The organism is Vibrio sp. 1CM24A (assembly GCF_023161725.1).
Classification (GTDB): domain Bacteria; phylum Pseudomonadota; class Gammaproteobacteria; order Enterobacterales; family Vibrionaceae; genus Vibrio; species Vibrio coralliirubri.
In genome coordinates this window covers 158,443-184,322 of the sequence record NZ_JALNTS010000002.1, presented here as the reverse complement: position 1 = coordinate 184,322, position 25,880 = coordinate 158,443, and the positions used below count along the sequence as shown (strand labels likewise).

Here is a 25,880-nt window from a genome sequence, read left to right as displayed (position 1 = left end):
AACTAATAACTTACTTAGTCGTATTCTCAAGCACGTAGTCTGGACCCGCTGTTTCAGCCGTCACGACCGCAAGTTTAGACACGTCTGCGCCTTCACCTTGGTAAGCGTTAATGCCATTTTCTACAACGACTTTTGGTAGCTCAACCGAGTAGCCTTCGATCAGTTCAGAATCCGTTACTTGACCTACGTAAGTTTCGTCTTTGTAGGTTGCGCCAACTAATGGGAAATCTTGCGTTGCACGTACACTTACAAACTCAGGTGACTGCGAGTTATCGACCACGTTGTGTTTGAACGCCACATCAACGCCCGCATAAATGCCTTCCACTTCTGCGTTGTCAAACAAACTTACACGGTGGCTTTGGTTGCCGTAAACAATGCCCCACTCAGTGTCGACTAGAGAGTTGTTCTCGATGGTGATGTTTTTCGGCGTCCATTGCTTGTTCAGCTCTTTGCCCTTCACCGATTGATCTAGCTGCTCACCATTCGCTACGTCGATGATGCCCGTGTTAATAACAATACCGCCACGTAGGTCAGCGTTGCCTTCAATCACACCATCACGACCACGAGTGTTTGCAATGTAGTTGTTACGAATCACATGATCTTCATCGTAGATACGAATGCCGCCCGTTAGACGCTTCTCGTTACCCAGAATCATGTTGTTCTCAACTGTGTTGCCTTTACCGTGGCGCAGTGAAATAAGAGCTGCACTTTGGAAGATCGTGTTGCCTGAGATCGTGTTGTCGCCCGACTTAATCGAGATAAGCTCACGCTCACCATCCATATCGATCATTAGGTTGTTCACGAACTTAGAACTTGAATCCCACTGTGAAGATTTAGAATCACCAATACGGATCGCTTCCCAGCTGTTGCCGTTGTAACGAATCGCTTCTTTGATGTCGAATTCGTTGAACTGGTTAGGCTTTTGATCCATGAAGATGTTATTCGCGATCAGGTGGTTGTCAGCTGTGTCATCTTTTTGTACACCAATCAAAGTGCCGCGTTTTTGCTTACCTTCGAAACGGTTGTTGATGACTTTGCCGTCTTTACCCCATAGAGAAACCCAAAGGTACTTTGGATACTCAGAACGACGCTCATCTGGCTCGTACGTGTAATCATGGTTGAAGTAGTAGAATGTTGAGTTTTGAAGCGTATTGCCATTACCCATCATACGAACTGCGCCAAAACGTTCGTTAGGACCGCCCTCAGTAAATACCAAGCCATCAAGCGTGATGTCAGCGCCTTTCAGTTCAAACTGAATCAAACCAGTGATCCACGCAGAACCTGCTTGCTCGGCCTTGATAGTGATGTCATTCGCCGTGATCGTCACTTGACCTAAGTTCGCGTATTTACCGGCAGGGATAACCACTTCGTCGCCATCTTTTAGGTTTTCAAATTGTGCTTTAAGCGCAGCCACTTGCTCTTCCGAAGCAACGGCTAAAGTGTCGCCATCGACCTCAGTTAAGCGGTCACTGCTCAATAGGTAACTACGGTCGATTTCGCTAACAGCAGGCGCAGCTTGTTCAGCGACACTGACTACGGGTGCTGTTTTTTCTTGTGTTGTACAGCCTGTTGCAAAAGCGAGTGTGAACGCGCTAATAATGCTTACCGATAATAGTTTTTTGTTCATCGTACATCTCACATTAAAGTTTGGATTATAAAAATGACGGCCACCCATTTAGGTGGCCGTGATGTTATTTAGGATGCGTATTAAATTAGCCTTCGGCTGGAGTGACTTCGTCTTGTTGCTCGACTTTGTCATCGACTGCTTTAACAAGTAACAGACCAACAGAGAACACAATCAAGCCACACAGAACGAATACCATGCGTCCCCACATTGGGTTTGGCAGTACGAACATAGTCATTACGCCCACACCCGCTACCGCGATAAGTGAACCCAACATACGACGTTGCTTGTTATCCAGTTTCTTCTGTTCATTACTTTCAGCAACTAGTGGTGTCGCTAGGTTGTTGAAGAACTTGTCTACGTCTTTCTCACGGTGCTCAGCAAGAGGCTTGTAGAACAATGTTGAAAGAACAAAGAAGCCAGCAGTAAATATGATGTGACCGATAAGGCCGATAGCCACTTTCAGGTCAGCCCACTCACGGCCTGTTAGTTCATTTAGACCGAACCAGTTTTGGATCATGTCAGCAGTGATAACGAAACCAACGAAGTAAGAAACTACACCACCTACAACTAGCGTACCCCAACCTGCCCAATCCGGTGTTTTACGGATGAAGAAGCCACAGAATGCTGGAATTGTCATTGGGAAGCCGATCAATGCGCCCACGTACATCATGGTGTCGAAAAGGCTCAGACCTTTAAGAGAGTTGATGAACAGAGCAACCAAGATGATCGCGATGCCGAAGAAAGTAGACGTTAGCTTAGAAACAACCATTAGCTCTTTCTCTGTCGCTTTAGGGCGAAGAATCGGCTCGTAGAAGTTCTTAACGAAGATACCTGAGTTACGGTTTAGACCTGAATCCATTGAAGACATAGTCGCAGCAAACATAGCGGCAATCAGAAGACCAACCATACCTGCAGGCATGTATTCTTGAACAAAGTAAAGGTAAGCGAAGTCAGCGGCTTTGCTGCCAGCTTCTGGGTAAGCTGCTGCTAAATCAACACCTTGACCAGCCATGAACCAAGAAGGCATGAACCAGATGATTGGACCAAGCGTCATTAGTACACAAGCAAGCAGTGCTGCTTTACGTGCGTTGTTTGAATCTTTCGCAGCAAGGTAACGGTAAGAGTTAAGCATGTTGTTGGTAATGCTGAACTGCTTTAAGAAGATGAACACAGCCCAGATGCTGAAGATGCTCATGTAGTTCAGGTTATCACCCGTAATGAATGAATCTGTTGGGAAGTCGTTAACGATCTGCGTAACGCCGCCACCGTGGTAAATAGCAACCACAGCACACGTCACCGTTACCGCCATGATGATAACCATCTGCATAAAGTCAGATGCGATTACCGCCCAAGAGCCGCCCGTTACTGACATCACCAGTACAACCAGACCCGTTAGGACAATCGTCGTTGTCATATCAAAGCCGAAGATACCCGATGCGATGATCGCAAGACCGTTCAACCAGATACCAGCAGAGATAACGCTGTTTGGCATGCCAGACCAAGTAAATACTTGCTCATTCACCTTACCAAAACGCATGCGAATCGCTTCAATTACCGTCACAACGCGCAGTTGGCGGAACTTCGGAGCGAAGTAAAGGTAGTTCATTAGGTAACCGAATGCGTTCGCGATGAAGATAATCGCGACGGCAAAGCCATCGGTAAAGGCTTTACCTGCTGCACCAGTAAATGTCCAAGCACTGAACTGGGTCATAAATGCGGTTGCACCTACCATCCACCACAGCATATTACCTCCCCCACGGAAGTAATCACTTGTCGTACTTGTAAACGTTCGGAACATCCACCCTATCGCAATTAAGAATAGGAAGTAGATGCCAACTATCAGGGTATTGAGTTCCATCGTTAGACCTTTTATTTATGTTTTTTGTTGAGGTCACTATAGATAGATGGCAACTACATTTGTACTACAATAATCCAAATGCGTGACAGTGATCTTACAGTCTGACACTCAATTAATCATACAAGTGATCGAGTTCAAAGTTGCACCACCTAGGAGCGCAATTCCTCAAGTCAGTGCAGTTATCCGCACTAAATTTCGACCAAAACCCAGAAAAACATGAACAAAGTCTCTAAAAGTCGAAGAGTCATCGTTAAAAACTATTATTCGTCACGATCAAAGCTCAAAGAAGATCAGCAAAAATATCGTTAGATATAGTTTATAAAAATGAATTAAACCAACACATTTGTAGTACAAATGAGATTAATAATTTGCTTTTAAAAGTTCCCTATATTAGGCAGCCAATAATGAAAACTTGAAAACCACTATTAGATACTGACAGGGATACACGGAAGTGAAATGCTTTTAACACACCCGTTACACTTTCCCCGTCCAATAAAAAGGTGTCATTATGAAGAAATACGTTCCAATCTTAATTGCTCTTAGTACGGTATCTTCTATGAGCTATGCAGCAACACCACGTGAAGATGCTGTTGACTACTTACAGATGCGTAAAGGCGTGGCTTACCAAGTAAACCATTCAAAACCCTTCACTGGTCAATTTGAAGAGAAGTTCGATAACGGCCAAGTCGCGACCCAAGCTCAGTTTGCCGATGGCTTAGAACTTGGGCTAGAAACTAACTGGTATCCGAATGGCCAAGTCGCTTCTAAAGTGAATTACGTAAAAGGTGAACTACAAGGCAAAGCCGAAACCTGGTATCCAAACGGACAGAAAAAAGCAGAACTCAATTATAAAGACAATGAACTATCGGGCACCGCCTCTCGCTGGTATCCCAATGGGGAACAAAGCCTGACAGCTGAATACAGTGACGGACAAAAAGATGGATTGGTAACGGACTACTACCCGAACGGCAATAAGGCCAGCCAAGCGAAGTTTGATGAAGGTGAAGTCGCGAACGGAAAACTTACTCGCTGGAATACTAACGGTGACAAAGTTGAAGAACTGACCTTTAAAGATCACAAAGTCACCTCTAAACAGGTGTGGATGCCAACCGAAAGCTAAGCATCAAAAACAGCTCTCACAGAGCTCTTTGATATAGCTAAACGCCTGGTTAAAGTCTGCTGCTACACGTCTGCAACTAAGCGACAAGAGAAGAGAAGAGAAACGAACATTCATGCTACTAAGCGTGAATGTTCGTGGCTTTTTGACTTGCTCTTTTCACTACCACTTCCCCCATCACTTTCTTCCAACTTTACCTTTCTCCTTTCACTTTTATTTACAGCACCCCATCTAGTGATAAAACAATCATCAATAGTCATTGAAAATAATAAATATTTAACTTGCGCATAACCTATCCATAAAATACTGTAAGCAAACGTTTCCGTTGCGAGTCAGATCTCAGTTATCCGCTCGTAAGCGACTTATCACGCAAATAAGAGAAACGAGATTCCAAAATACGTTGTTGAGTCATATTGTTTTGCTTTGGTGCCCGCCTATGAAAATTAAAACCTCCCTTTTTAGCCTTGCTTGTTTATCCATTGTCTCTTTATTGGTTGTCGTTTCATTTACTGAAATCGCCAATCTAAAGCTGATCAAATTAGAGAAAACTCTGATCAAGGTGAAGTCGCTTGAAGTTTCTATGCTTCAACTGAATCGAACAGAACTAGAGTTTTTGATCAGTCACGACAAAACCCTCAAGCCTGAATTCGCCAAAGAGTATTCACACTTCCAACAGTTGATGAATAGCTTCTCTGTTTTACTTGAAGAGTCAGACATAGCGGTGCCTGAGCTAGATAAGCTCAATCGAGAAGTGAAGCAATACAACAAAGACTTTTCCTTAATGGTAGACGCGATAGACCGCAACCCGGAAAAGGTCAGTGAACTGAAATCAGAAATGAAAATGCTGTTTGAAGATATCATCTCTATATTCACCGGCGTTGAAGTCCGTTTAGAACAACAGGTCGAATCGATTCAACAAACCATTACCACGTTTATTGTGAGCTCAGTACTTGCCGTCACGGTATTACTGATGGCCTTATCTTTTGGGATCTCATCGCGTGTTGCAAAGAAGATAGCCTCATTAAACGCAACTATGTTGCTCGTCTCCCAACAACGTGACTTTACCGTCACAGCGGAAGACAGCGGCTCAGATGAAATTGCTGAGATTGCCAAGTCGTTTAACACCGTACTAGAAGACATTCGCCAACTTGTTGGTCAAGTGCAGGGGTCGATTCAGGAGCTGGGCAACATTTCCAACCAGTTGCAACACGACGGTATCGAAGTGGAAGGCGCGTTGAATAAGCAGCAACAACAAACAGAAAATATTGCGACCGCGATAAACCAGATGGGCAGCAATATCCAAAATGTGGCCAACAACAGTGAAAACGCGTCATCAAATGCGCAAACCAGTTTCGCCACCGCGAATGATGGCCTGAACGATGTAGCCTTCACCAGAGACACAATCAATACTCTTTCAACCGATCTCGTGAGCGCGAGTGAAGAAGTGAATCGTCTTTCTGTTCATTCCGAGAAGATCAATACCGTGCTAGAGGTGATTAAAGACATTGCTGAACAAACCAACCTACTCGCTTTGAATGCCGCCATTGAAGCAGCGCGCGCTGGAGAACAAGGTCGTGGTTTTGCGGTTGTTGCGGATGAGGTAAGAACCTTGGCAGGCAGAACACAACTTTCAACCGAAGAGATCTCAACCATTATTCAAGGGGTTCAAGACCAAACCCAAATGGTGGTTAACACGATTCAAAATTGTTGTGAGAAAGGGAATACCAGTGTCGACTCTTGTGAGAAGGCACATTCTAGAATCACATCGGTTATCGCAGATATGGAAACCATTCTAAATAACAGTTTAGAGGTATCCAATGCCATGAAGGAGCAAAGTGAGGTCACATCAGAGATCATCGAAAACGTAGATGCCATCAAACAGCTGACAATGACCAATGTGAAAAGTGCTTCAAAAAACGCAGCTTCTGCAACTTCAGTCGTAGAGCAAACAGACTCACTTGAACGTGCTGTCATCAACCTAAAAGCCTAGCTATTAAGCCGTGGTTTACACGCTTATTGAGCCTCAAACGACTCTCTACTCAAATTTCAGATAAAAAAACGCTCATGTTGCCTGTATCAACATGAGCGCAAGGGCAGATCTTCGACTACCATCTCCTACCTTTCTAAACGAAAGCAGAAGTTATAATTAGAATAGTTGGGAGCAATAATCAAAATGCTTTCGCAAGCACTTCAACGATTTCTTCTTTGTCGCTGATGAGAACAACGGGTAACTATTCGAACCCTGTTCATTCCTATCAAGTTCGTACTCATATAGCAGGCTATGTCACTGCCTTGCCTACTAAATTTCAAACCTTCTCTGATTGAGCTTTAAATCACCTCAAGTAAATGCCTCATGTTCTTAAAGCGGTGGATTTAATCCATTTAGCTTCAAGACCACTCTTACTAATTCGGCTTTACACAGTCAGTTCATGCAATCAACACAGCAAAGTTATGTGTTGCTACAGAAAGTTAGTAAATAATAATGTATTACAAATAAAAATGATATCTAAAGGTTCAATTTTTTGCTGTAGCGCACATTTATTGACGAACAAAACCCTTAAAAATCATTATCAAAAGACGAATAAACCACTAAAAATCATAAACTTAACGACACACATTGACTTTGTAACCCTTTGTAAATAGTGGTTTTATCCCTACAACACGATCCAATTCACAGATCATACGCCTTCAAATCGTTAGCATATTTGTATTATTTAAATGCAAAACAAATTTGAAATAACCAAGAAATAATTTCAAAAACAAAATGCATTGAAGACAAGAACTACTCTATTTGGCTTGTAATTATGGCCAATACTCAACCTATAAATATGGAACTAATACCATGAATAAAACTAAAATCGTGATTGCTGTGGCATCTGTACTCGCTGCTGGCTCTGTATCTGCTGCGTCTTTCGATATGAGGCACGAATACAAGAGTCATACAGATCAACACGCTACTCGTGTAAAACTTGGCGATAGCATTGGCAACTTCCTTGTAGATATCGAAGCGAAATTCAAGGGAGAAGACGGTAAATTCATGGAAGATCTGAAGAACAATGGTTGGGAGCTTGGTCTAAATTACCGTCATGTGCTAAACGATAACTGGACAATGACTTACGGTATGCCAATTGAAGGTCGTGAATCTGGCGTTACATACAAGCCTCAAGTTCGTGCAACATACAAAGTGGATAGCGTTGATGGCCTAAGCCTAAGTGCTCGTTACCGTTACGATATGAGACAGAACACTAGCACAACTGAGTACGAGCTCGACGGTAATGGTGACATTGTCGGTGTTGAGAAAAACATTGAAAACCAACGTCGTCACCGTCTAACGGCAAACGTTAACTACTCAATGGAAAACTGGCGCTTTGGTCTAGAAGGTAACTACTACAAAGCGGATGGATATGACATCTACGACAACGACGATACCAACTACGAGTTGAACGCAAGTATTCGCCATATCATGGGTCAGTGGGCACCATACGTAGAGTTTGGTGATGTGAGCACTTCATCAACTAAAGCGACTCGTGAACTGCGTAGCCGTGTTGGTCTAACTTACAGCTTCTAATCGATAGCTATATGAATAATCTAAGATAATTACTGTCCTAATTTTCTAAGACCTAAACAAAAGCCAGCTTAATCGCTGGCTTTTTTTCCTTTCAAATCGGTTCAGTAAAATAAGAGCCGCGTACTTGCAGCTCTTTTTCCTAGTGACTGATCCGATAGAGAAAGGCAACGGTCACATCATCGTTAGGGACAACTCGCTTCTGCTGAGCCAAAAACAATTCCGCTGTCGAAACGGCATCGGCCAATGCATTGTGGCTGTTGTACTCAGGAAGCCCGTACCTTTCGCGAGTCCCTGCCAAGGTTAAGTCGACTTCTTCATGATTGCTGATCGCTTTCTCCATGCTTTTCTCAATACACAAGGTATCAAGCCAAAGCAGAGGAATCGCTCTTAAACCGTAGCAGCGAAGAAGGTATTGGCTAATGAACTTCTCTTCGACCACACAAGCGTGTGCGACAATGATCTTGCCTTTAGCTGCTTCGAAAAACGTCAGCATCGCATCATGAATAGACGCGCCCTCTTCCAACATTTGCGGCGTAATATGGTTAATAACAGCGGTTTCAGCGTTGATCTGCGAATCGTTATTCAGATAAATATGCTTGGCTGACGCTAAGTCGATTCTCCCTTTAACCACATCGACCCACCCCATAGATAAGATAAGGTCTTGCTCGCTGTCTAAGCCCGTGGTTTCGAGATCTAAAATGATGTATTCGCTGTCTTTGGCCAAGTCCGTCATTTCAGGACAAGGCTGCTCTACGAGATCATGTAACGCCTCTGGCAACTTAACCGTTCCCAAATATTGCTTACGTTTACGTTTGATTCGCTCAAGCGGGTGAAAATAGTTTAGCATTCGTTTTAAACATTTATTTGTTGAACATAGCTTCATTAACGTGCTCCGAAACGAATTTTCGCCGCTTCTTGAAGGTCAGCAATGATCCTAAAGGCATCTTTCAAGTGTTTACGCTCAAAGCTACCAAAGCTATCTGGGTTGATGTTGTTGTCAGGCACATCCCCGTTCTTCAGTGCTTCAAGTTGATGACCAAAACGGAAAGAGAGAATGAACTGGTAAGCGCCCAGAATGTTCTTGAATGCGTCGTCGCTCAGCATGCCTTTTTCATTGGCAGCAGCGAAACGTTCGTCAGTCGCCGACAAATCGCACTCCACAGCAAGGCCATAAATACGCGCTAAGTCGATAATCAAGTTGATCGCGTACTTCTTCACGTTCAGCGTTTTCTTATTCTCACCTGACTTCTCTAGCACTAAGCTATTGAAGATGCCAAGTGGCGGGTTGGTATTGACCGCGTCTTTCACTAGCGTGCTTAAAAACTCACGGTTACCGCGAATATTGCTGTGCAGCTCATCGCGAAGAATACCTTCGAACTCACTGTTGCCGTAGATAGTACGAATTTCTAGGAACACACTGATGTTAAGCAAGCGTTCATACTCTGGGTTAGCCACCCACTTCTTGTAGTAGTGCTTCCAAACGCTAAGTGGCTGACACCATTTTGGCGTCGCAGCCATGAATTTACCTGGACATAATGGGTAGTGACAGCTTGCTAAGCCGTTGGTCACCATCATCGCTAAGTGTTTGAAGTAAATACGGTCACTGTCTGTTGCATCGTCAGCCAGAACAATCGCGCTATCTTGGTCCGATAGCATGTGCACTTCATTACGCGCGTGCGATCCGGCCACGATCCAAGAGAAATCACACGGTGGTGGGCCTAACTTATCAATCGCTATTTGAATCAATCGACGGGTGTAGGCGTCCATAATCATGGTCATTACCTTGCCGACGGTTTCAGGCGCTACTTTACCTTCCACCAGCGCTTCAAAAATAGCTTGGCGCTCTGAGGTGAACGAAGACATGGTTTTCACGCTGCCTGCGTATTTGATTTTCTCGATCAAGAATATCGCTTGAACACGGTGGTTTTGAACCAAATGAGATGTAGTAAGAAGACCAACGACCTTATTCTCTTTCACTACGGGCAAGTTACGGATATTAAATTGCATCATGATAGAGGCCGCATGCAATACGAGATCATCCGGTTTTACCGTAAGTGGAGAGTGCGTCATGACCTCAGAGATCAGGCTATCAGTACTCACGCCGTGGGCAATCACTCGCTTAGTCATATCTCGGTCGGTGATCAAACCAACAATGGTTTCACCTTCATAGATCACGGCACACGGTGAGCGTTGATGAAGCATTTCAACCGCAACCGACTGGATGGTTTGCTCAGACTTAACAATCGCCACCTGCCCGCTTGCCACTTCTTCGACTTTACGAATGAATAGGCCTTTCTCTTTATTTGACCAAACCACATCCAGTGCCGACTTCAAGCGAACCTGCGCCTGTGAAGCAAAGTGTTCTGCGCAACTTGGAAAGGCTTTGAAAAGCGTTTGAAGTGCCGAGTGTGGAATCACATAAAGCAAGGTGTTCTCGATTGCGACAGCTCTATAGCCTTTTTCGTCGTTGACTTCAGAATCTAAGAACGTAAAGCCGAACAAATCTTCACTGCCTAGACGAGCACGAAGCACACCATCCGATTTTCGTTGCTCCATAGAGCCCGTTCGAATGATATAGAGCGATTTTTCCTTCCCCGACTCACACAAATCAACCACATCTCCCTTACCGAGATAAGTAATTTGAACGTTAGAGGCAAGTTCGCGAAGTGCTTCTTTAGGGATCTTATCGAATGGGTCGATTTGACCTATGAATTGAAGAATATTTGGCAGTAGAGACTGGGGCATAATCACACTCACAATAATTTAATTAGTATTATTATATAACTTAAAATACTGGTTACTAGTGCTTTTAACGAAACAGCAAATAATAGATTAAATATTGGACACCAGTCAGGTTTTCATCAAATTTGGATGCAAAAAAAGCACGTATGAAACGTGCTTTTTAGAGGTCACTGCTGAAATTAGCTTTTGAATAACCGTAATTTTAACTTTGACTACCCTAGTTTTACGAGAATGACCTCTCGTCGATAATGCAAAACGATCAAAGCTAAAATAACAGTGAAAACAATTAACTAGCGGCTGGTAATCTGTGGTTTGTTTCTAACAGGTGACTTGCTGACGCGTGGCGTGCTTTGTCACTATTACCGGCCATGATTGCTTCATAAATCTGGCGGTGTTCGTTAATACAAGTACTTCCCTCTTCAGAAGAGTGAGAAATAAAGTTAACAAACATGGTCGTTAAGATGTTACCAAATGGAAGATAGAAGTCGTTACCTGTTGCATTGAAGATCAGGCTATGGAACTTCATATCGATATCTAGCCAACGCTCTTGATCAAGCGTTTCTTCGCTAGAGATTTCTACCATTTGTTGGAAAATACCAGAGAGCTCAATGCGTTGTTCTGCACTCGCGAACTGAGCAGCTAAAGCACACGCTTCTGGTTCAATCGCGCGGCGTAATCCCAAGAACTGATGACAGAATTGGTCTGTATCGGCCAAACCGTCCATCCATTCGATCAATTGTGGATCTAAGAAGTTCCAGAATGCACGGTCAACAACGCGAGTACCGATCTTAGGACGAGATTCTAATAGGCCTTTTGAAGTCAGAAGCTTAACCGCTTCTCTTAATGCTGTTCTACTGATACCAAATTGCTCACACAGAGCCATTTCACCAGGGATAATAGAACCTTGAGGCAAATTGCCCGACAAAATACCACGAGCGATTTCACGTGCAACTTGCACATGAAGGCTTCGCTTAGAGCCTGAAATAGAATTGAAAGAGCCAGCCATGTGTCTACTTACTTATTAGATATGTATTATTTAACCCGGACTATAGCACTGATTTATATCTTCACCAACACAGCATCAGAATAACGTGAGGTCACTACCAATAAAGGCTGGAGCAATATTTCACAAACCTGCTCATCTTTAGGTTTATAAAACCAATTCAACCCATTAACTCATACAAATAGTTCTCATTTACAATTTCAATGTATGCGTGAACTCACAAAACCACCCTTACTCTCACTATTTATGTCGGTAATAACCCGTTTTTAGGTGAACACCCTTGAATATGGCAAGTGTTATTGTATGATTTATTGGTGTAAATAATCTACAATATAGGCGGCTCTGATGTTTTACGATTTAAAAGGCAAACGCATTCTAATTACTGGCTCTACTGCTGGTATGGGTTTAGCTACCGCACGTGTCTTTGCAAAATACGGCGCAAAAATCGGCATCAATAGTCGTGCTTTCAGCCCAAAAGTCGATGACGTTCTATCTGAACTTACCGCACTGGGTGGCGATGTTGCCTTTTTCCCTGCAAACCTAATGGACACATTAGAGTGCGAAAGGTTAGTCAAAGAGTTTACTGATCATTTTGGTGGCATGGACGTGTTGATTAACAACGCCGGTGGCCTTGGTGGTCGCGCCAATCTAGAAAATATCGATGATGAGTTTTATGAGCGCGTAATGAACCTTAATGTTCGCTCTGCGCTGATGACAACTAAGTTCTCTATCCCGCATTTACGCGCCTCTGCTGCTGAGTCGGGGCAAACATCTTGTGTGATTAGCACAGGATCGATTGCCGCTCGCGAAGGCGGTGGTGTTGGTGCAGGCATCTATGCCGCATCTAAAGCTTGGTTACATGACATTCACCGTAATTGGGTGAAAGAGTTCGCGCAAGACAATATCCGTTTCAACATTGTTTCACCGGGCACTATCGACACCGCATTTCACGATGGCAAGAGCGACGATTTGAAAGCGACCATTGCTAACAACATTCCAATGGGACGCTTTGGCAATATTGATGAAGTTGCTCCTTCATTTGCTTTCTTTGCATCGCACGCTTGCAGCGGTTACATCACAGGTCAAATCCTAGATGTTAATGGCGGACAAATAACGCCTTAGTTAGCTGGTTTTTATAAGCTCACTCAGCGATTTAAGTTCGCCACACTATATAAGGTCAACAGACCCGAGTAGATGAGGGAAAACCTCACACTAAATTAGACGTATACACTGACACTAAACGCCAGATTCGTCTGGCTTTTAGTGTTTTCAAAGTTTCAATTTCAGGTGGTTTAAATGTCAATATTTACATTGGTGGAAGATTCAAGCCGCCGAATTCATGTTCAAGTGGCGAGACAAATTGCTCGCAAGATCTTGTCAGGCGAGTTAGAAGAAAATCAAAAGTTACCCAGCGAAATGGAGCTGTGCGATATCTTTGGAGTAAGCAGAACTGCCCTTCGAGAATCAACCAAGCTACTTTCGGCAAAAGGTTTAATCGAGTCGAAGCCAAAAGTGGGCACTCGTATCAAACCGAGAACACAGTGGCACTTCTTAGACCCGCAATTGCTGTACTGGATTCAAGATTTAGAAGATACCAAGCCGTTCTTGTCTCAATTCTTAGGCTTAAGAAAAGCGATTGACCCGGAAGCGTGTGCACTCGCTGCAACTAATGCAACCGTTGAGCAACGCAAAGAGCTTTCGATTCTTTTCCAGAAGATGACCATCGCGGCAAATAGCTTCGATTATGAAGAGTGGACGACCAACGATCACCTGTTTCACCAAACGATTTTCTTATCGACAGGTAATCAGTTTTACATTCCGTTCGCGAACATTCTGTCGACTATCTTCAAGCAGTTTATCGACCACTCCGCTGAAGGCGGTCGCTTCTGTTTAGAAGAACACAAAGCGATTTACGACGCGATAATGTCAGGCGATGCCAAGCAAGCTCGAATTGCTTCTCAAGTCCTGCTAGACGATGAGAATCAAAAACTCTCTCGGGTTGAATTAGCCATCGCATAACCGAGATTAACCAAACTGACTTGTGTTTCAAAGACACAAGTCAGTCTTGTTTTAACACCCATTTTTTAACCATCAAATACCGTAGTGTTTTCTTCTTTAAACGCTCTACTCCGTCACCTCAGAGAAAGCTTACGGTTATACACATAAGGTGTTGTTTGTGTCTTCGCAATCGTACGTAAGGAAAAATTTCTCTCTCGCCTGGCCCCTCGCCTTAAACGGTATCTTGATGCAGTCGATGTTGATGATCGACACGTTGCTGGTTTCTCCTCTTGGTGAAATCCCTTTAGCTGCAATGGGGATTGCGACGACTATCGTTGCCTTTGTACTGGGAATTCAAATGGCGCTGGCAAACGGTACTCAGTTAGTATTAAGCCGCGCAGTGGGCTCTGGCATCGCCGCGTCATTATCTAAAGCATTTTGGGCAGGGTTATTTATCAACCTTGGCGTAGCAACCCTGTTTTGGCTTCTACTTACTTTTTTCGAACAACCCTTGATTCAAGCATTAACAGACGACGCTTCCCTTCACTTAGAAATCAGCCGCTATCTAGACATCTCGAAATACATCGTTATTTTTACCGCGTTAACGCAGGTGATCATTGCTTTATTTAATGCGCTAGGCAGAACTAAAGTCCCATTCAAAGGTTACTTAATTGAACTGCCTATCAATGCTGTACTCTCGTATGTGCTGATTCATGGCTTCTCTAATTTTGAAGGCATTGGTGTACAAGGTGCCGCATTAGGCAGCATTATTGCAATAACGATCCGCTTGCTGTATTTGGTTTTGTGCGTGTATTTAAGCTCAGCGATTTCACTCAAATTAGACGCTCAGCGATCTGAATTCTTTACCAACGTTCGCCGTCACTTTATCGAAATATTCCCCGTAGCAGCGAACGTGACCATGCTTTTGATTGGTGCAACGATATATCAATTGTTGTATTCGCAACTTAACATCAACGCTTACGTAGCGATTACTTTGGTGATGCCTTGGATCAGGGCTGTCTCTCAATTTATTACCGCTTGGGCTCACTCTTCCGCGATTACTATCAGCCAAGCGATTGGCTCCAAAAAGATGGATGACCTAGTCAAAAACGTCGATACCAGTATCGATATTGCAGTCGTCATTTCTTTCGTTTGTGCACTCTTGTTCGCAGGATTAAGTCTGGTCATTGGTGACATTTACCCGAACTTGGATGAGTCTACCTATCAAGCATTGGCCGTTATCGCCCCACTTTACATCTTCTTGCCAATTGTTCGTGGCTACAACACGGTTCATGGGAATGTATTAAGAGCACTAGGAAAAACGACCGCAGTCTTCAAAATCAACTTTACTGGTCAATGGGTAATTTCAATTCCATTGTGTGCATTGATCATCTTTGGTTTAGATGGCTCTATCTTTTGGGCCTTTGCTATCCAACCATTCGAAGAAGTCGTTAAAGCTTTCCCATTCCGTCACTTAGCTCGAAAGTCTCTAAAAGAGTTTGATGCCGACAAAGCTAAAGAGTTGATGTATGACTAAACTCGATATCGAGTTGCCGTCCTAAAATCTTTCTACGCTTTCTGATTACAACCTTGTCTTTTGACAAGGTTGTATTGTTTCGACTGCACCTTTCATTGGTATGCTTCAATACACTCTCGCTGATACCCAGCTCATCTTAAATCTCATAGAAAACAAAAAGACCACTCAACATTTGGTTAAGTGGTCTTCGAAAACATTCCTTAAGGACAGTGTCGAGCTAGCCTACTGGCTATGTACTATTTACCGTTCAACTTAAGCGCTGAGAAAGTCACACTGTTGTAGTCGCCATTCTTTTTATCGACAGCGAAATCGCCAGTACCGCCACAACCTGGCCCCCATACAGGGTGAGAATCGCTCACGCTACATTGGCCGTATGCGCCCGCTTTGTAATAGAAATCATCTTCAGCATAACCCGTTGGTGAGTCAAGCTCATCAATACCTTTGCTCAGATCGATTTCATACTTAACCGTATCGTGACGTTCTGTTTCAAACGTTAGGTACATCATGGTGCCTTTCACTTCCACTTTGTAACTAAACTCTTCACCAAGAGCAATGCCCGCTTCGCCCGGTTCCGCTGGGTTTTCCCAGGTGTTACCCCAAACAGGGTAAGCGATGTCGGCACGGTTAGGATCTTTCTTCTCTAGATTACGCTCATAGTTCCAGAATACTGAACCCATTTCTTGGCCAGGAAACTTCTTATAGAAGATCTTTAGTGGTTCATTACCATGCCCGTAACCAGTTCCAGCTTTGATTAGCTCATTATGTTTTTTAGCGTGAATCTGACCAACAACCACCGAGTGAGCTGGGTACTTCTCTGGGTACTTAGCGTTAATCGCAACGTGATTCACTTTTAGTGTCGCTTCTAGTGTGCCGCCAACAGCACTGTACTCGCTTGCTGATGGATGGCTAGACAATGCCCATTGATTACCTTTGTCAGCCGTATCGATAGAGAAGTCAGCACCACGTGGCATCTGGCGTAACTCAGAACGCGCGTTTTTCGAATTTTTCGTCGTAATCGCTTGGTTCTGCACTTCAAATACAAGGTTGCCGTCTTTGTCAAGATGGAAGAAATCACTGTGTGAGTAGCTCATCATAGCTACCCCTTCTATTTCATCAACACGACCATCTTCATTAATATCCGAAGGAATCGTTATTTTCCAATTACGCATATCAAACTTATCCGCAGGTACTGGATAAGACACACCATTATTTGCGAACGACACAATAGGTACTGCTGATAGCAAAGCTACCGCAAGCATATTTTTTTTGAACATCCAAATTATCCTTAATAACAAACGAGTATTTGTAGACCCATAAATATTAAATTAGGTAGTACTACCCTAATCTGCAATAACAGGTTTATTTTTTATTGAATAAGCTAACTTGTAGAAATGGGCTTCGCTTTCACCATTTTTAAATTGGTTATAAACGCCAGCCTTATAATAACTCACCATATCTTTCCAATAGCTAATGTCGTGATTAACTACAGTGTTGTCGTTATGGTTGATGATTAATCTTTGGTTACCTACGTAAATATCAAATTTGTCCGAGCCTTTTTCAGCTATCGGGCCAAGCGGTAACTTTATATAAGCTTTCTTACATTCCGCTGAGCCTTTATTGCCACTCTTGGAGCTGCAGTTAACCGCATTATTTTTTATGATTGCCCAATACCAGTCGGTCTTACCGCTTCTATCTGCATCATAAACCACGCGAACCAACGGGTGAGGTATATATCCTTCTCCATGGGAATCTTGTTTGCCATCGTAATACGTACCCTTGTTATGCACTTGCAAATACGTCATTTCATCTCGTTTCTTTTCGCTATTCTGAACCGAATCACGAGGGTTAATAGGCATGAACTCAGCGCTTAAATGGTGGTATTTACTGGGTTCATCAATTTTGAAGTTGTCGTTAACGCGGAGCTCACTGCGGTTTTTATAGCCCGCCATTTTAAAGACTAAGGCTTGAGTCGGTTCATCAAGATAAAAATGTTCAAACACCACCCCATCGAATTCACCTTTACTCGCATAGTCCTTTTTATTCCCGGGCTTCCCCTTAGGATCAGACATTTGCAGCTTAGAAACTTTCAAAATCTCTTTGAATTGAGAGGAATCAGCAGGGACTCCTAAGTCGGACGCATACGCTCCTAACGAAAGTGAAGTTGCTGCGGCTAAGCATATTAAGTTTTTCATTTTTCTGACTCGACCAACCATTTGATAAACGTACAGACCATGGAATCAACGAACAAACTAACCAATGAAATAAAGACTGCTTAATTCCAGTTATCCAGGTCATGTTGTTATGATCACCGATAAAACATTTGTATTATTTTATCACATGCTTTTTGTATTTCTTGGACAAGTGGGGAAATTGAGAGACCAGTCATTATTGAGATTAAACACAGTATTAAAAGTGGGATATTCATAACACTTTGCTATATGACGAGTTAAAAAAGTTAAATTTGTTAACTGCAGCGCCATATTTTAACAATTAAGAGTGTTTTTTGTTCGAATTATAGAAATTTTCGTGACTCACAACTGAATTAACAAACTAGTCAATACTACATTTATTCGCATTGAGTACCAGCTCACGGTTTTTCATAAACTTAACATATAAGATTATTGTATGAGTTATTGGGTGGCTCACTAGGAATACCCTACCTTTACTTAATCTTAAATCTAAAAATACGAGAGTAATGATGAAAAAAATGAATATGGTTGCTATCGCAGTGGCAACAACTTTATTTGCAGGAATGGCATCAGCGACAACACTTGATTACCGCTATGAGTATCGTGCAGCGACTGATTATACAAAAACCAACGGCGATGAAGCTCATGTCGACGCTCGCCACCAGCACCGTGTAAAACTAGGTCATAGCTTCAAACTGTCAGATAAGTGGAAGCACTCAACTGGCCTTGAAGTTAAATTCCATACTGACGATTCTTACTACGACGCAGATTCTGGCGAAGTTAAATCAGCGAACAGTAGAAGCTTCTATGATGGCAACTGGTACATCTACGGCATGGAAGTCGAAAATACCGCAACTTATAAGGTTGATACCAACTGGTACCTACAAGTTGGTATGCCAATCGCTTGGGACTGGGATGAGCCGAACTACAACGACGGCGACTGGAAGATGAAGAAGGTTACGTTCAAGCCTCAGTTCCGTGTTGGCTATAAAGCAGACATGGGTCTAACAACCGCAATTCGTTACCGTCACGAATATGCTGATTTCCGTAACCACACACAATTTGGTGACAAAGACTCTGAAACTGGTGAACGTTTAGAGTCAGCTCAAAAGTCTAAAGTCACACTAACGGGTTCTTACAAAGTAGAATCTCTACCGAAGCTTGGCCTTTCTTACGAAGCAAACTATGTAAAATCTTTGGATAACGTACTTCTTTATAATAGTGATGACTGGGAATGGGATGCTGGCTTAAAGGTAAACTATAAGTTCGGTTCTTGGAAACCTTTTGCTGAGATCTGGTCGTCTGATATCAGTTCATCTTCAAAAGATCGTGAAGCTAAATACCGTGTTGGTATTGCTTACTCATTCTAATAAAAAATAGTCAAAATATAGAATAGCCCTCTCCTCTTGTAACTTATTTGGGCATATTTTAATTACTTTATTTTAAATAATAGGATGTTCTAATCAGAATTAGCTTCATCCTAATAAATATTTAACGACTATTCATTATCTATTTCTTATGTGATTTACATATGGATTTAATATCATAAAGAGAATATTTTATGCAGATTTCTAAAGTCGCTACAGCTGTCGCTCTTTCGACAGGTTTATTATTCGGTTGTAACAGTGATGGTTTACCTATCCCGACCGATGGTTCTACCGATCCAGGTAGCCAACCTTCAGCATTAACTACGGGTTACTGGCAAATCAGTGATGGTAACTCCGCTTCAATATCCGCGTCATCAAACGCAGATCTTCCAAATGTGTATGTTTTCCAAGAAGACGGTAATCATAAGTACTATGACGACGACGACGACTTAGGTACATACACCATTAAAGATGCAAGTGCTTCTACCAATAACTATGATGAAGAAGCTGGCACTGTTTCTTTTACTTATTATGAAACGGGATCATCGACTCTTGAAATCTTAGATGGTGTTTTTTCATTCGATGACGCAGGTGTACTAAGTATTTCTGATGAATCTACCGGTATCAATTATTCAGGTTCAGATCAAACCGCTACCGACAGCGTACAAGACGCGATCAGTCAGGCCAATGAAGCAAGTGGTATCAACGGATATGTTCAGATTTTAGATACAAACAATGGCGGTGTAAAAGATGATGTCGGTGAGTTGCGTTTAAAACTTTCTGACAGCAGCACTGGTGCAACCGTGGACAGCATTGAATCAGGAAAAGTGACCGTTGATTTGATCTATCAAGTCGATGAAGACACGGTACAACCAGAAAACGGCTCAGGTAATAACGCTTATATTAGCCTCTACGCTTCAGGTACATCTAACACGAACCTACACGGCGAGGTTATTTTTAACGCTGGAGACATTTTCTACCGCTCTACAGTTACCGATAGTAGTGGTAAGCCTCAAATTGCTGAGGAACCTGTAGGCACTTACACGTTAGGCGAGGATCTCGCGGTTGAAGTCAGTTGGACCAGCGGCTACTACACATTCAAGGTCAATGACACCGTATACGACAATAGCGGTAACGGCTTTGAAGCTTTCGATAAAACTGCTGTGACTATCGTATCATTAAAGCTTGGTGATACTTCCAACACAACACATTACGAATTGAACGCTGATAACTTTAAAGTTTATTCAAATGACACGACTACTGACGAGTTAGTATTTGAAGATAACTTTAATAACTATCCGAATGGGCAACTTTTGTCAGGCAATCCATATAACAACAATACTGCGGAGGCGACTGTTATTGTGGACGGTGGTAGTACTGAGCCAGAACCTGAACCAGATCCAGAGCCAGATCCAGAGCCCGGCGAAGTAACAGACAACTTCGATTCTTATACTGTAGGTACGCAGATCGATGTGGCTAACCCTGCGTACCAGACAAAAGGTGTTGATGGGTTTTTAAATACAGCAGTGATCAGTAGTGACTTTGCCAAGTCGGGTTCTAACTCTTTACGCATTGAAGATGGTGCGGACTCAACCACTGATAATAACAAAGCTATCGTTGGCCGCGACTTTGCTAGTGGCGCAGCAGAAACTGGCTCTGTTTCTACATCTGTATACATCCCTAGCGATGGCTATGTAAAAGCATCATACATTTTCTTAGGTTCTAATAACGATGCATCATCTAGTGGTCGCTTCACTGAAGTTGTATTTACATCTAGTATGATTAAATTCCGCAACGAAACAGGCAGCCAAGTTGAACTTGCTTCATACTCAAAAGACACATGGGTAGATGTGACCATTTCATGGGTAGATACAGACATTACCGTCAATGTTGATGGAACAGACTACACTGGGTTAAAAGCTGAAAGTGCAGGTGGTTCCCCGACCGCTATTGCGCTATACACTGGTGACAATGGTTCAAAAGGTACATACACCTACTTCGACAACCTAGATTCAGACCTATTCTAGTTCTCATTAGAAAGTCTGTTTGACTTGATTACTAAATAAAACAAATCCCTATCAACGTAATTTGATAGGGATTTTTTATTGTTAGCTCAAGAATAAAAAGCAGACTGGCGATTCAGTTAAGCTCTCTGACTCAGCGGAACTTTGCTTCAGCGTTGAATAAGCACCGATGCTGCTAGTAACGAATGCCCCTTGCCTCTCTAACTTATTTAACCCTCTCAAAGCCCTGTATCTCTCATAGATAAACAAAAACCCTCAGCTCCGCACTCACCCACAAATTATTATTCAACATCACCGTACCATACAATCAAGGTATTTACGGCCTGTAAGCAACTACCCCTCAAGCGCATCCCCTTGAGCATTAGATTCGTTTGATCATCGACTTGAGCCCGCCTGAGTATTTCATGAAGCATTGGCGCTAATAGAGTGATGGCTAACTGCCCTTCTATTTATGCAAGAGTTAGAGCACGATTTATGGCTGTTGCTAAGAGTCTTGCTAAATAACCCAAAAGTGACGGTTTCAAGAACAAAACGGGAGTAATCAGCCGAGCTAACGCTTATTAGTGGACCACGCACAACAATACGTTCATGTGTAGACGTCGCATTGCCACATACCTTGAGAACGAAGTCAAAATTTTTTAGCTATGGCGATTCCAAAATAATATTGGCATTGTTTAGCTTTGAATAAGAGATAATATGAACTGTTATCAGCTGAGATTAATCATGACTGAGGTTAATGGTGATCGGCGATTGGGGGGAGGATAGTGATTGAAACTGATAATGACTGAAGTTAATACTGAATGAGCTTAATGAGAATGTCTTCAACTCTGTGTAACTAATAACTATCCCCTTCTTTTATTAAATTGAATAATACTCTTATGCCAAAACAATAGACAAAAAAAAGCCTCCGAACTCTGGGAGCTGGAGGCTATTGTTTATTGGGTTAGATTACTTTTTGTATTGATCGTGCGATACGTCTAGTTGGTAGAAAGTCGCTTGTGAGTAATCATCTAGGTCACCGCTGATGTTTTGGTTGTAAACACCGGCTTTGAAGTACATGTACTTACCGCCAACGTCGTAGCCGCTGTTGCTCATATCAACCACTTGTACAACGTCGTCTTTGCCTTCACGCATTAGCGTAACCGTCATCGTGTTGCCTTTAACGTCAATGCGGTAGCTGAACACTTCGCCAAGTGCGATACCATCTTCACCCACTTCAGCCGTCATATCACCCACTAGAGGGTAGAAGTCCTCTTTTGTTGCGTCTTGGCTTTCATGTGCGAAGTAAACCGCACCCGTTGCTTGGTTTGGCAATTTACGATAGTACAAACGAATCGGCTCATCGTTTTGATCGTGAATCTGACCAATGATAAAGCGGCCTACTTCGTTCGCATTACCTGTCGTTGTTGCGTGATCGATTTTCAACGTTGCTTCTAAAACGCCATCAATACCAGCAGCAGCTTCTAAGTCAGATTCAGGCGCGCTTGAGAATACCCAGTTGTTCTTGTTAACACCTTTAGTGCTAATAGACTGGTCACCACGGCGCATCATTTCGCGAAGCTCTGTACGCGCATACTTAGTATTTTTAGAGGTACGAACACCTTTCACGTAAGACTTGAAGACTAGACCGCCATCGTCAGCTGTGTAGAAGATCTCTGGGTGTTGGTAACCGTTAGCAAGGTTCCACTCAGAAACGTCATCAGGCTTACCATTTTTGTCATGGTCGAACGGTTGAGATAGGTACCAATGCGTCATGTCAAAGTTTTCGCTTGGCGCGTTACCTGCAACTGGTGTCGCTGGCAGGCCTGTCGGAACTGGCAGTGCACTGCGTGTGTCACATTCAACTGAGGTCTCACAAGGGTAAACCGCTGCTACGCCGAAGTTACCTGAACGAAGATCTTTGCGCGCATCTTTACGTGCTTTTTCCACTGCTTTCATTTCAGCGATCATTGCCGCTTCTGCAGCTACTACGTCTGAAGTAATGATATGGCTAGCAGGACAAGCGTTAATGCTACAGTTAACCGCAGCTAACCCCGTTACACTGTTCCAACCGTTTTTGGTGTTACCGTGACCAACGTATCTTACGTAACGTGCTTGCACTGCTGGCTCGAATTGGAAACGCTCTAGGCCGATCGCTTTACCTGAGCTCAGTTGGTTTTCAAGCACGGTTGTCCAGCTTTCGCCATCGACACTCACTTGAATATCAAATTTAGATTGGCGCTCGTTACCTTTACTGAAAGATGCTTGAACGGCATCAAATTCTTGCACTGAACCATAGTCTAGTGTTGCCCACTCACCGTCACCCGCAGATGACCAACGTGTTGTAAGGTCTTGGTCAACGAGACGATCAGGGCCATTACCATCATGGCTACTAGCGGTAACCGCAACTGGCGTCAGAAGCGCTTCACCAGTTTCTTTGTTATTTGGAAAATCAGCAGTAGGCGTGCTCGTGCTCGCACAACCAACCGCAAGTAGAATAGAAGAAGCGAGTAAGGTTTTTAGAGTGATTTGTTTCATATTTAATCCATTATTATATTACAAAGGCAGCGTTTGTAAGTGAAAACAAAATTGGCAAACATGAGCTATAAGGCGTTTATTCTCTCAGTATTTGCGACAACACAAAAATATTACGTAATCTTATAATACAAATAAAACACTTCGTTGAATAAATGAGACTGGGAACACTTTCCGCATTTTCCATACTTTAACTGGATCACACTTCCTATTGATAAAAGACAATATATAAAAATTTAGAATGCGAAATGGGCTATCAAGGGCGAAAAAACCGAGCGGTAATGGTAAGAATTTGCATCACTCGAGCAGAGTATTTGTCGTTCAGAACACATCATTAAAAAGTGTCGCAGCAGTTAAAAAAAAGACCACATTGTTAGGAATCAATATGGTCTTTAAAGCAGTCATTGTTGTTACTCAAACGTCAGCTAACTCAATAATGTTCGGCTCTAAGAGAACTAAAGCTCACATCAAACACTTCACCCGCATAGTCGCTATCAGGCTTAAACTGTGGATAGATGCCCGCTTTGAAATAGAAAGCGATGTCTGTCGATGTCCAATCTGATGTTAACGAAACCGTGTCCCCATCTTTATCTGTGTAATCTTGTCCCCAAGGGATTAAATGAGAAACGGTGTTAGTTCCATCTAAATCATGAGTCGCCAAGTAGACACCGTTTTGATTGGCACGAATCGTATATCGCCACTCTTCACTTGCCGAATAAGTCCCTAACTCGACACTGAACGGGTCACAATGATCACAGTCTTGGTTGTTGCGCTCAAAATCAGAGTTCAGTATCACTCTTACTGGCTTGCTCTCTCCTTCCCATAATAGTTTCACCAATGCTTGATTGATCTTCCAACCATGGATTTGTCCAAGTACCACTTTTGGATCTTGATTGTTGATGTTCGGGTAATCTTCAACTCGCAAGGTGGCGGTGAGCTGATGGTTAGTTTTATTGGTTCGTGTGTCGTTCAAATACCAACTTGTATCTTCATCGCCGGTGCTGCAGTCAGGTTGAGTACTACTTTGATACAACTCCCTTAACTCAGAACGAATATAGTTAGAGTTTTGCGTACTAGTGCCATAACCCATATCTGCTCTAAAGTGCATTCTCCCTTCATCGGTATTGAAATAAGAAAGCCCAATATCGCTGTCGTAGACATCACTGTCGTTGGCGAGAAGGTCTTTGCTCGATTCACAGCGCTCAGGTTCTAGCTCAGCAGCACTATCGCCGTCACCATTTTCATACCAATCATTCTTGCTCGGCGGAATCGTCAACTTCCAATCGTTAATATCCCAATCGTTTGATCCATTGACCTGTGTGGTGGTGTATCGCAGGGCCTGAAAGTGAGCCGTGGCTTCACCATTTTCAAATTGATTATAGATACCCGCTTTAAAGTAACTCAGTAGGTGCTGCCAGTAGGTAATGTCTTCGTCGACTTTAACTTCATCGTTCACTTTGATCGAAAGGGTGTTTTCATAAACAGAAAGATCAAACTTGGTGAAGCTATCGAGATCCGCCTCTCCCAAATCGTAGCGATTATATGAAGTGGCATAACAATCCGAAGAGTCAGCGGCACTGCTACAGTCAATGGCATTGTTTTTCATGACTGCCCAGTAGTGACCTGTGAGCCCATCTCGTTCTTGCTCCCAAACCACACGTAATAGTGGATGAGGGATATAACCCGTACCACTCTCGTCTGTGCCTTTGTTGTGGATCTGTAGCACGGTCACTTCATCATGATCTGCGGGAGAACTCGCCATGGCATGCTCAATATCAGGCAGGCTTATTTCCGCATGCAGACTACGTCTTACGCCAGCTTCATTGATATCGAAGTTTTCTCCCTCACGAACTTCAGAGCGCATCTTGTAGTTCGCCATTTTGAAGATAAGATTCTCCGTCTCTTCGTCAGCATAAAAATAATCACTGACATAACCATCGAAGTTACCATCTTTGACTTCAGAGGTTTTATTGCCCTCCTCTCCATTAGGATCAGATACCTGAAGATCTGAACTGGAAAGGATGTTTTGATATTTGGCAATATCATAGGGAGCAACAACACCATAAGACGTTCCTGGGCTATTGGTATCAGAAGGATCACTACTGTCACTTGAGTCACCGGAACTGCTTCCACCGCAGCCATACGTAAGCGAAGCGAGTACTACGACGAAGATTGGCTTATTCACATTTATCTCACTTATCCATAAGAGTAGAGTGATAATGTATATTTGTACTATTTTATGTCAATTATCTATTTATCAGAATGTGAGATGCGGCAAATGAAGTGAAATGAACGGAAATTACGTAGAGTTAGAATCAAGAACAACGCAGAAAGGC

General features: G+C 42.9%; 17 protein-coding genes. 8 read left to right on the top strand and 9 right to left on the bottom strand.

What is annotated here, in order from left to right; translation table 11 throughout:
- Positions 1-10 precede the first annotated feature (10 nt).
- Both MSG38_RS04750 and MSG38_RS04745 read right to left on the bottom strand, forming a co-directional pair.
- On the bottom strand, positions 11-1,627 hold the full coding sequence (locus MSG38_RS04750) for a polysaccharide lyase 6 family protein (protein WP_248401171.1): 1,617 nt from the start codon (positions 1,625-1,627) through the stop codon (positions 11-13).
- Positions 1,628-1,712: 85 nt separating this feature from the next.
- The gene (locus tag MSG38_RS04745; RefSeq protein WP_017061461.1) at positions 1,713-3,485 is read right to left on the bottom strand and encodes a transporter; all 1,773 of its coding nucleotides are present in this window, start codon (positions 3,483-3,485) and stop codon (positions 1,713-1,715) included.
- Between the two features lie 508 nt (positions 3,486-3,993).
- Here MSG38_RS04745 and MSG38_RS04740 point away from each other — a divergent pair.
- From MSG38_RS04740 to MSG38_RS04730, 3 genes are all read left to right on the top strand, one after another.
- Entirely contained in the window at positions 3,994-4,605 is a 612-nt protein-coding gene (locus MSG38_RS04740; protein ID WP_017061462.1) for a toxin-antitoxin system YwqK family antitoxin, read from the top strand.
- Positions 4,606-5,038: 433 nt separating this feature from the next.
- Complete coding sequence (locus MSG38_RS04735) at positions 5,039-6,592, top strand: methyl-accepting chemotaxis protein (RefSeq protein ID WP_248368695.1); 1,554 nt, start codon at positions 5,039-5,041, stop codon at positions 6,590-6,592.
- A gap of 852 nt (positions 6,593-7,444) precedes the next feature.
- Complete coding sequence (locus tag MSG38_RS04730) at positions 7,445-8,170, top strand: oligogalacturonate-specific porin KdgM family protein (RefSeq protein WP_048607040.1); 726 nt, start codon at positions 7,445-7,447, stop codon at positions 8,168-8,170.
- A gap of 139 nt (positions 8,171-8,309) precedes the next feature.
- Here the strand turns inward: MSG38_RS04730 and MSG38_RS04725 are convergent, their stop codons facing one another.
- From MSG38_RS04725 to MSG38_RS04715, 3 genes are all read right to left on the bottom strand, one after another.
- A complete protein-coding gene (locus tag MSG38_RS04725; RefSeq protein WP_248401170.1) occupies positions 8,310-9,053 on the bottom strand; it encodes a 3'-5' exonuclease in 744 nt (247 codons plus the stop codon).
- Positions 9,053-10,915, bottom strand: coding sequence for a DUF294 nucleotidyltransferase-like domain-containing protein (locus MSG38_RS04720; protein ID WP_050621193.1), 1,863 nt, complete (start codon positions 10,913-10,915; stop codon positions 9,053-9,055). The genes MSG38_RS04725 and MSG38_RS04720 overlap by 1 nt, the downstream gene beginning before the upstream one ends.
- A 283-nt stretch (positions 10,916-11,198) precedes the next feature.
- Positions 11,199-11,918 (bottom strand): FadR/GntR family transcriptional regulator, encoded by a 720-nt coding sequence (locus MSG38_RS04715; protein WP_017072471.1) that lies wholly within the window; start codon positions 11,916-11,918, stop codon positions 11,199-11,201.
- Positions 11,919-12,260: 342 nt separating this feature from the next.
- On the opposite strand from MSG38_RS04715, the gene MSG38_RS04710 reads away from it, so the two are divergent.
- From MSG38_RS04710 to MSG38_RS04700, 3 genes are all read left to right on the top strand, one after another.
- A complete protein-coding gene (locus MSG38_RS04710) occupies positions 12,261-13,037 on the top strand; it encodes an SDR family NAD(P)-dependent oxidoreductase (protein ID WP_248401169.1) in 777 nt (258 codons plus the stop codon).
- 174 nt (positions 13,038-13,211) lie between these two features.
- Positions 13,212-13,934, top strand: a complete 723-nt coding sequence (locus MSG38_RS04705; RefSeq protein ID WP_048616485.1) for a FadR/GntR family transcriptional regulator — start codon at positions 13,212-13,214, stop codon at positions 13,932-13,934.
- Positions 13,935-14,082: 148 nt separating this feature from the next.
- Positions 14,083-15,450, top strand: coding sequence for an MATE family efflux transporter (locus MSG38_RS04700; protein WP_081090258.1), 1,368 nt, complete (start codon positions 14,083-14,085; stop codon positions 15,448-15,450).
- Positions 15,451-15,686: 236 nt separating this feature from the next.
- Here MSG38_RS04700 and MSG38_RS04695 read toward each other — a convergent pair whose 3' ends face one another.
- Positions 15,687-16,724: a polysaccharide lyase family 7 protein gene (locus MSG38_RS04695; protein ID WP_052878551.1), complete on the bottom strand. Its 1,038-nt coding sequence runs from the start codon at positions 16,722-16,724 to the stop codon at positions 15,687-15,689.
- Between the two features lie 66 nt (positions 16,725-16,790).
- Positions 16,791-17,642: a polysaccharide lyase family 7 protein gene (locus MSG38_RS04690; RefSeq protein WP_248401167.1), complete on the bottom strand. Its 852-nt coding sequence runs from the start codon at positions 17,640-17,642 to the stop codon at positions 16,791-16,793.
- Positions 17,643-18,148: 506 nt separating this feature from the next.
- Here MSG38_RS04690 and MSG38_RS04685 point away from each other — a divergent pair.
- Complete coding sequence (locus tag MSG38_RS04685) at positions 18,149-19,009, top strand: oligogalacturonate-specific porin KdgM family protein (protein ID WP_248401467.1); 861 nt, start codon at positions 18,149-18,151, stop codon at positions 19,007-19,009.
- 191 nt (positions 19,010-19,200) lie between these two features.
- Positions 19,201-21,033: a hypothetical protein gene (locus tag MSG38_RS04680; RefSeq protein WP_086969651.1), complete on the top strand. Its 1,833-nt coding sequence runs from the start codon at positions 19,201-19,203 to the stop codon at positions 21,031-21,033.
- Positions 21,034-21,978: 945 nt separating this feature from the next.
- Here MSG38_RS04680 and MSG38_RS04675 read toward each other — a convergent pair.
- Both MSG38_RS04675 and MSG38_RS04670 read right to left on the bottom strand, forming a co-directional pair.
- Complete coding sequence (locus MSG38_RS04675; RefSeq protein WP_248401166.1) at positions 21,979-23,547, bottom strand: polysaccharide lyase family 7 protein; 1,569 nt, start codon at positions 23,545-23,547, stop codon at positions 21,979-21,981.
- Between the two features lie 427 nt (positions 23,548-23,974).
- Positions 23,975-25,729 carry a polysaccharide lyase family 7 protein gene (locus MSG38_RS04670; protein WP_086969649.1) on the bottom strand — a complete coding sequence of 585 codons (1,755 nt, stop codon included), beginning with the start codon at positions 25,727-25,729 and terminating at the stop codon, positions 23,975-23,977.
- Positions 25,730-25,880: the final 151 nt, after the last annotated feature.

Bases quoted from the DNA above. Each gene is read 5' to 3' on its own strand.
- MSG38_RS04750 (WP_248401171.1), bottom strand. From the start codon at position 1,627: ATGAACAAAAAACTATTATCGGTAAGCATTATTAGCGCGTTCACACTC.
- MSG38_RS04745 (WP_017061461.1), bottom strand. From the start codon at position 3,485: ATGGAACTCAATACCCTGATAGTTGGCATCTACTTCCTATTCTTAATT.
- MSG38_RS04740 (WP_017061462.1), top strand. From the start codon at position 3,994: ATGAAGAAATACGTTCCAATCTTAATTGCTCTTAGTACGGTATCTTCT.
- MSG38_RS04735 (WP_248368695.1), top strand. From the start codon at position 5,039: ATGAAAATTAAAACCTCCCTTTTTAGCCTTGCTTGTTTATCCATTGTC.
- MSG38_RS04730 (WP_048607040.1), top strand. From the start codon at position 7,445: ATGAATAAAACTAAAATCGTGATTGCTGTGGCATCTGTACTCGCTGCT.
- MSG38_RS04725 (WP_248401170.1), bottom strand. From the start codon at position 9,053: ATGAAGCTATGTTCAACAAATAAATGTTTAAAACGAATGCTAAACTAT.
- MSG38_RS04720 (WP_050621193.1), bottom strand. From the start codon at position 10,915: ATGCCCCAGTCTCTACTGCCAAATATTCTTCAATTCATAGGTCAAATC.
- MSG38_RS04715 (WP_017072471.1), bottom strand. From the start codon at position 11,918: ATGGCTGGCTCTTTCAATTCTATTTCAGGCTCTAAGCGAAGCCTTCAT.
- MSG38_RS04710 (WP_248401169.1), top strand. From the start codon at position 12,261: ATGTTTTACGATTTAAAAGGCAAACGCATTCTAATTACTGGCTCTACT.
- MSG38_RS04705 (WP_048616485.1), top strand. From the start codon at position 13,212: ATGTCAATATTTACATTGGTGGAAGATTCAAGCCGCCGAATTCATGTT.
- MSG38_RS04695 (WP_052878551.1), bottom strand. From the start codon at position 16,724: ATGTTCAAAAAAAATATGCTTGCGGTAGCTTTGCTATCAGCAGTACCT.
- MSG38_RS04690 (WP_248401167.1), bottom strand. From the start codon at position 17,642: ATGAAAAACTTAATATGCTTAGCCGCAGCAACTTCACTTTCGTTAGGA.
- MSG38_RS04685 (WP_248401467.1), top strand. From the start codon at position 18,149: ATGAAAAAAATGAATATGGTTGCTATCGCAGTGGCAACAACTTTATTT.
- MSG38_RS04680 (WP_086969651.1), top strand. From the start codon at position 19,201: ATGCAGATTTCTAAAGTCGCTACAGCTGTCGCTCTTTCGACAGGTTTA.
- MSG38_RS04675 (WP_248401166.1), bottom strand. From the start codon at position 23,547: ATGAAACAAATCACTCTAAAAACCTTACTCGCTTCTTCTATTCTACTT.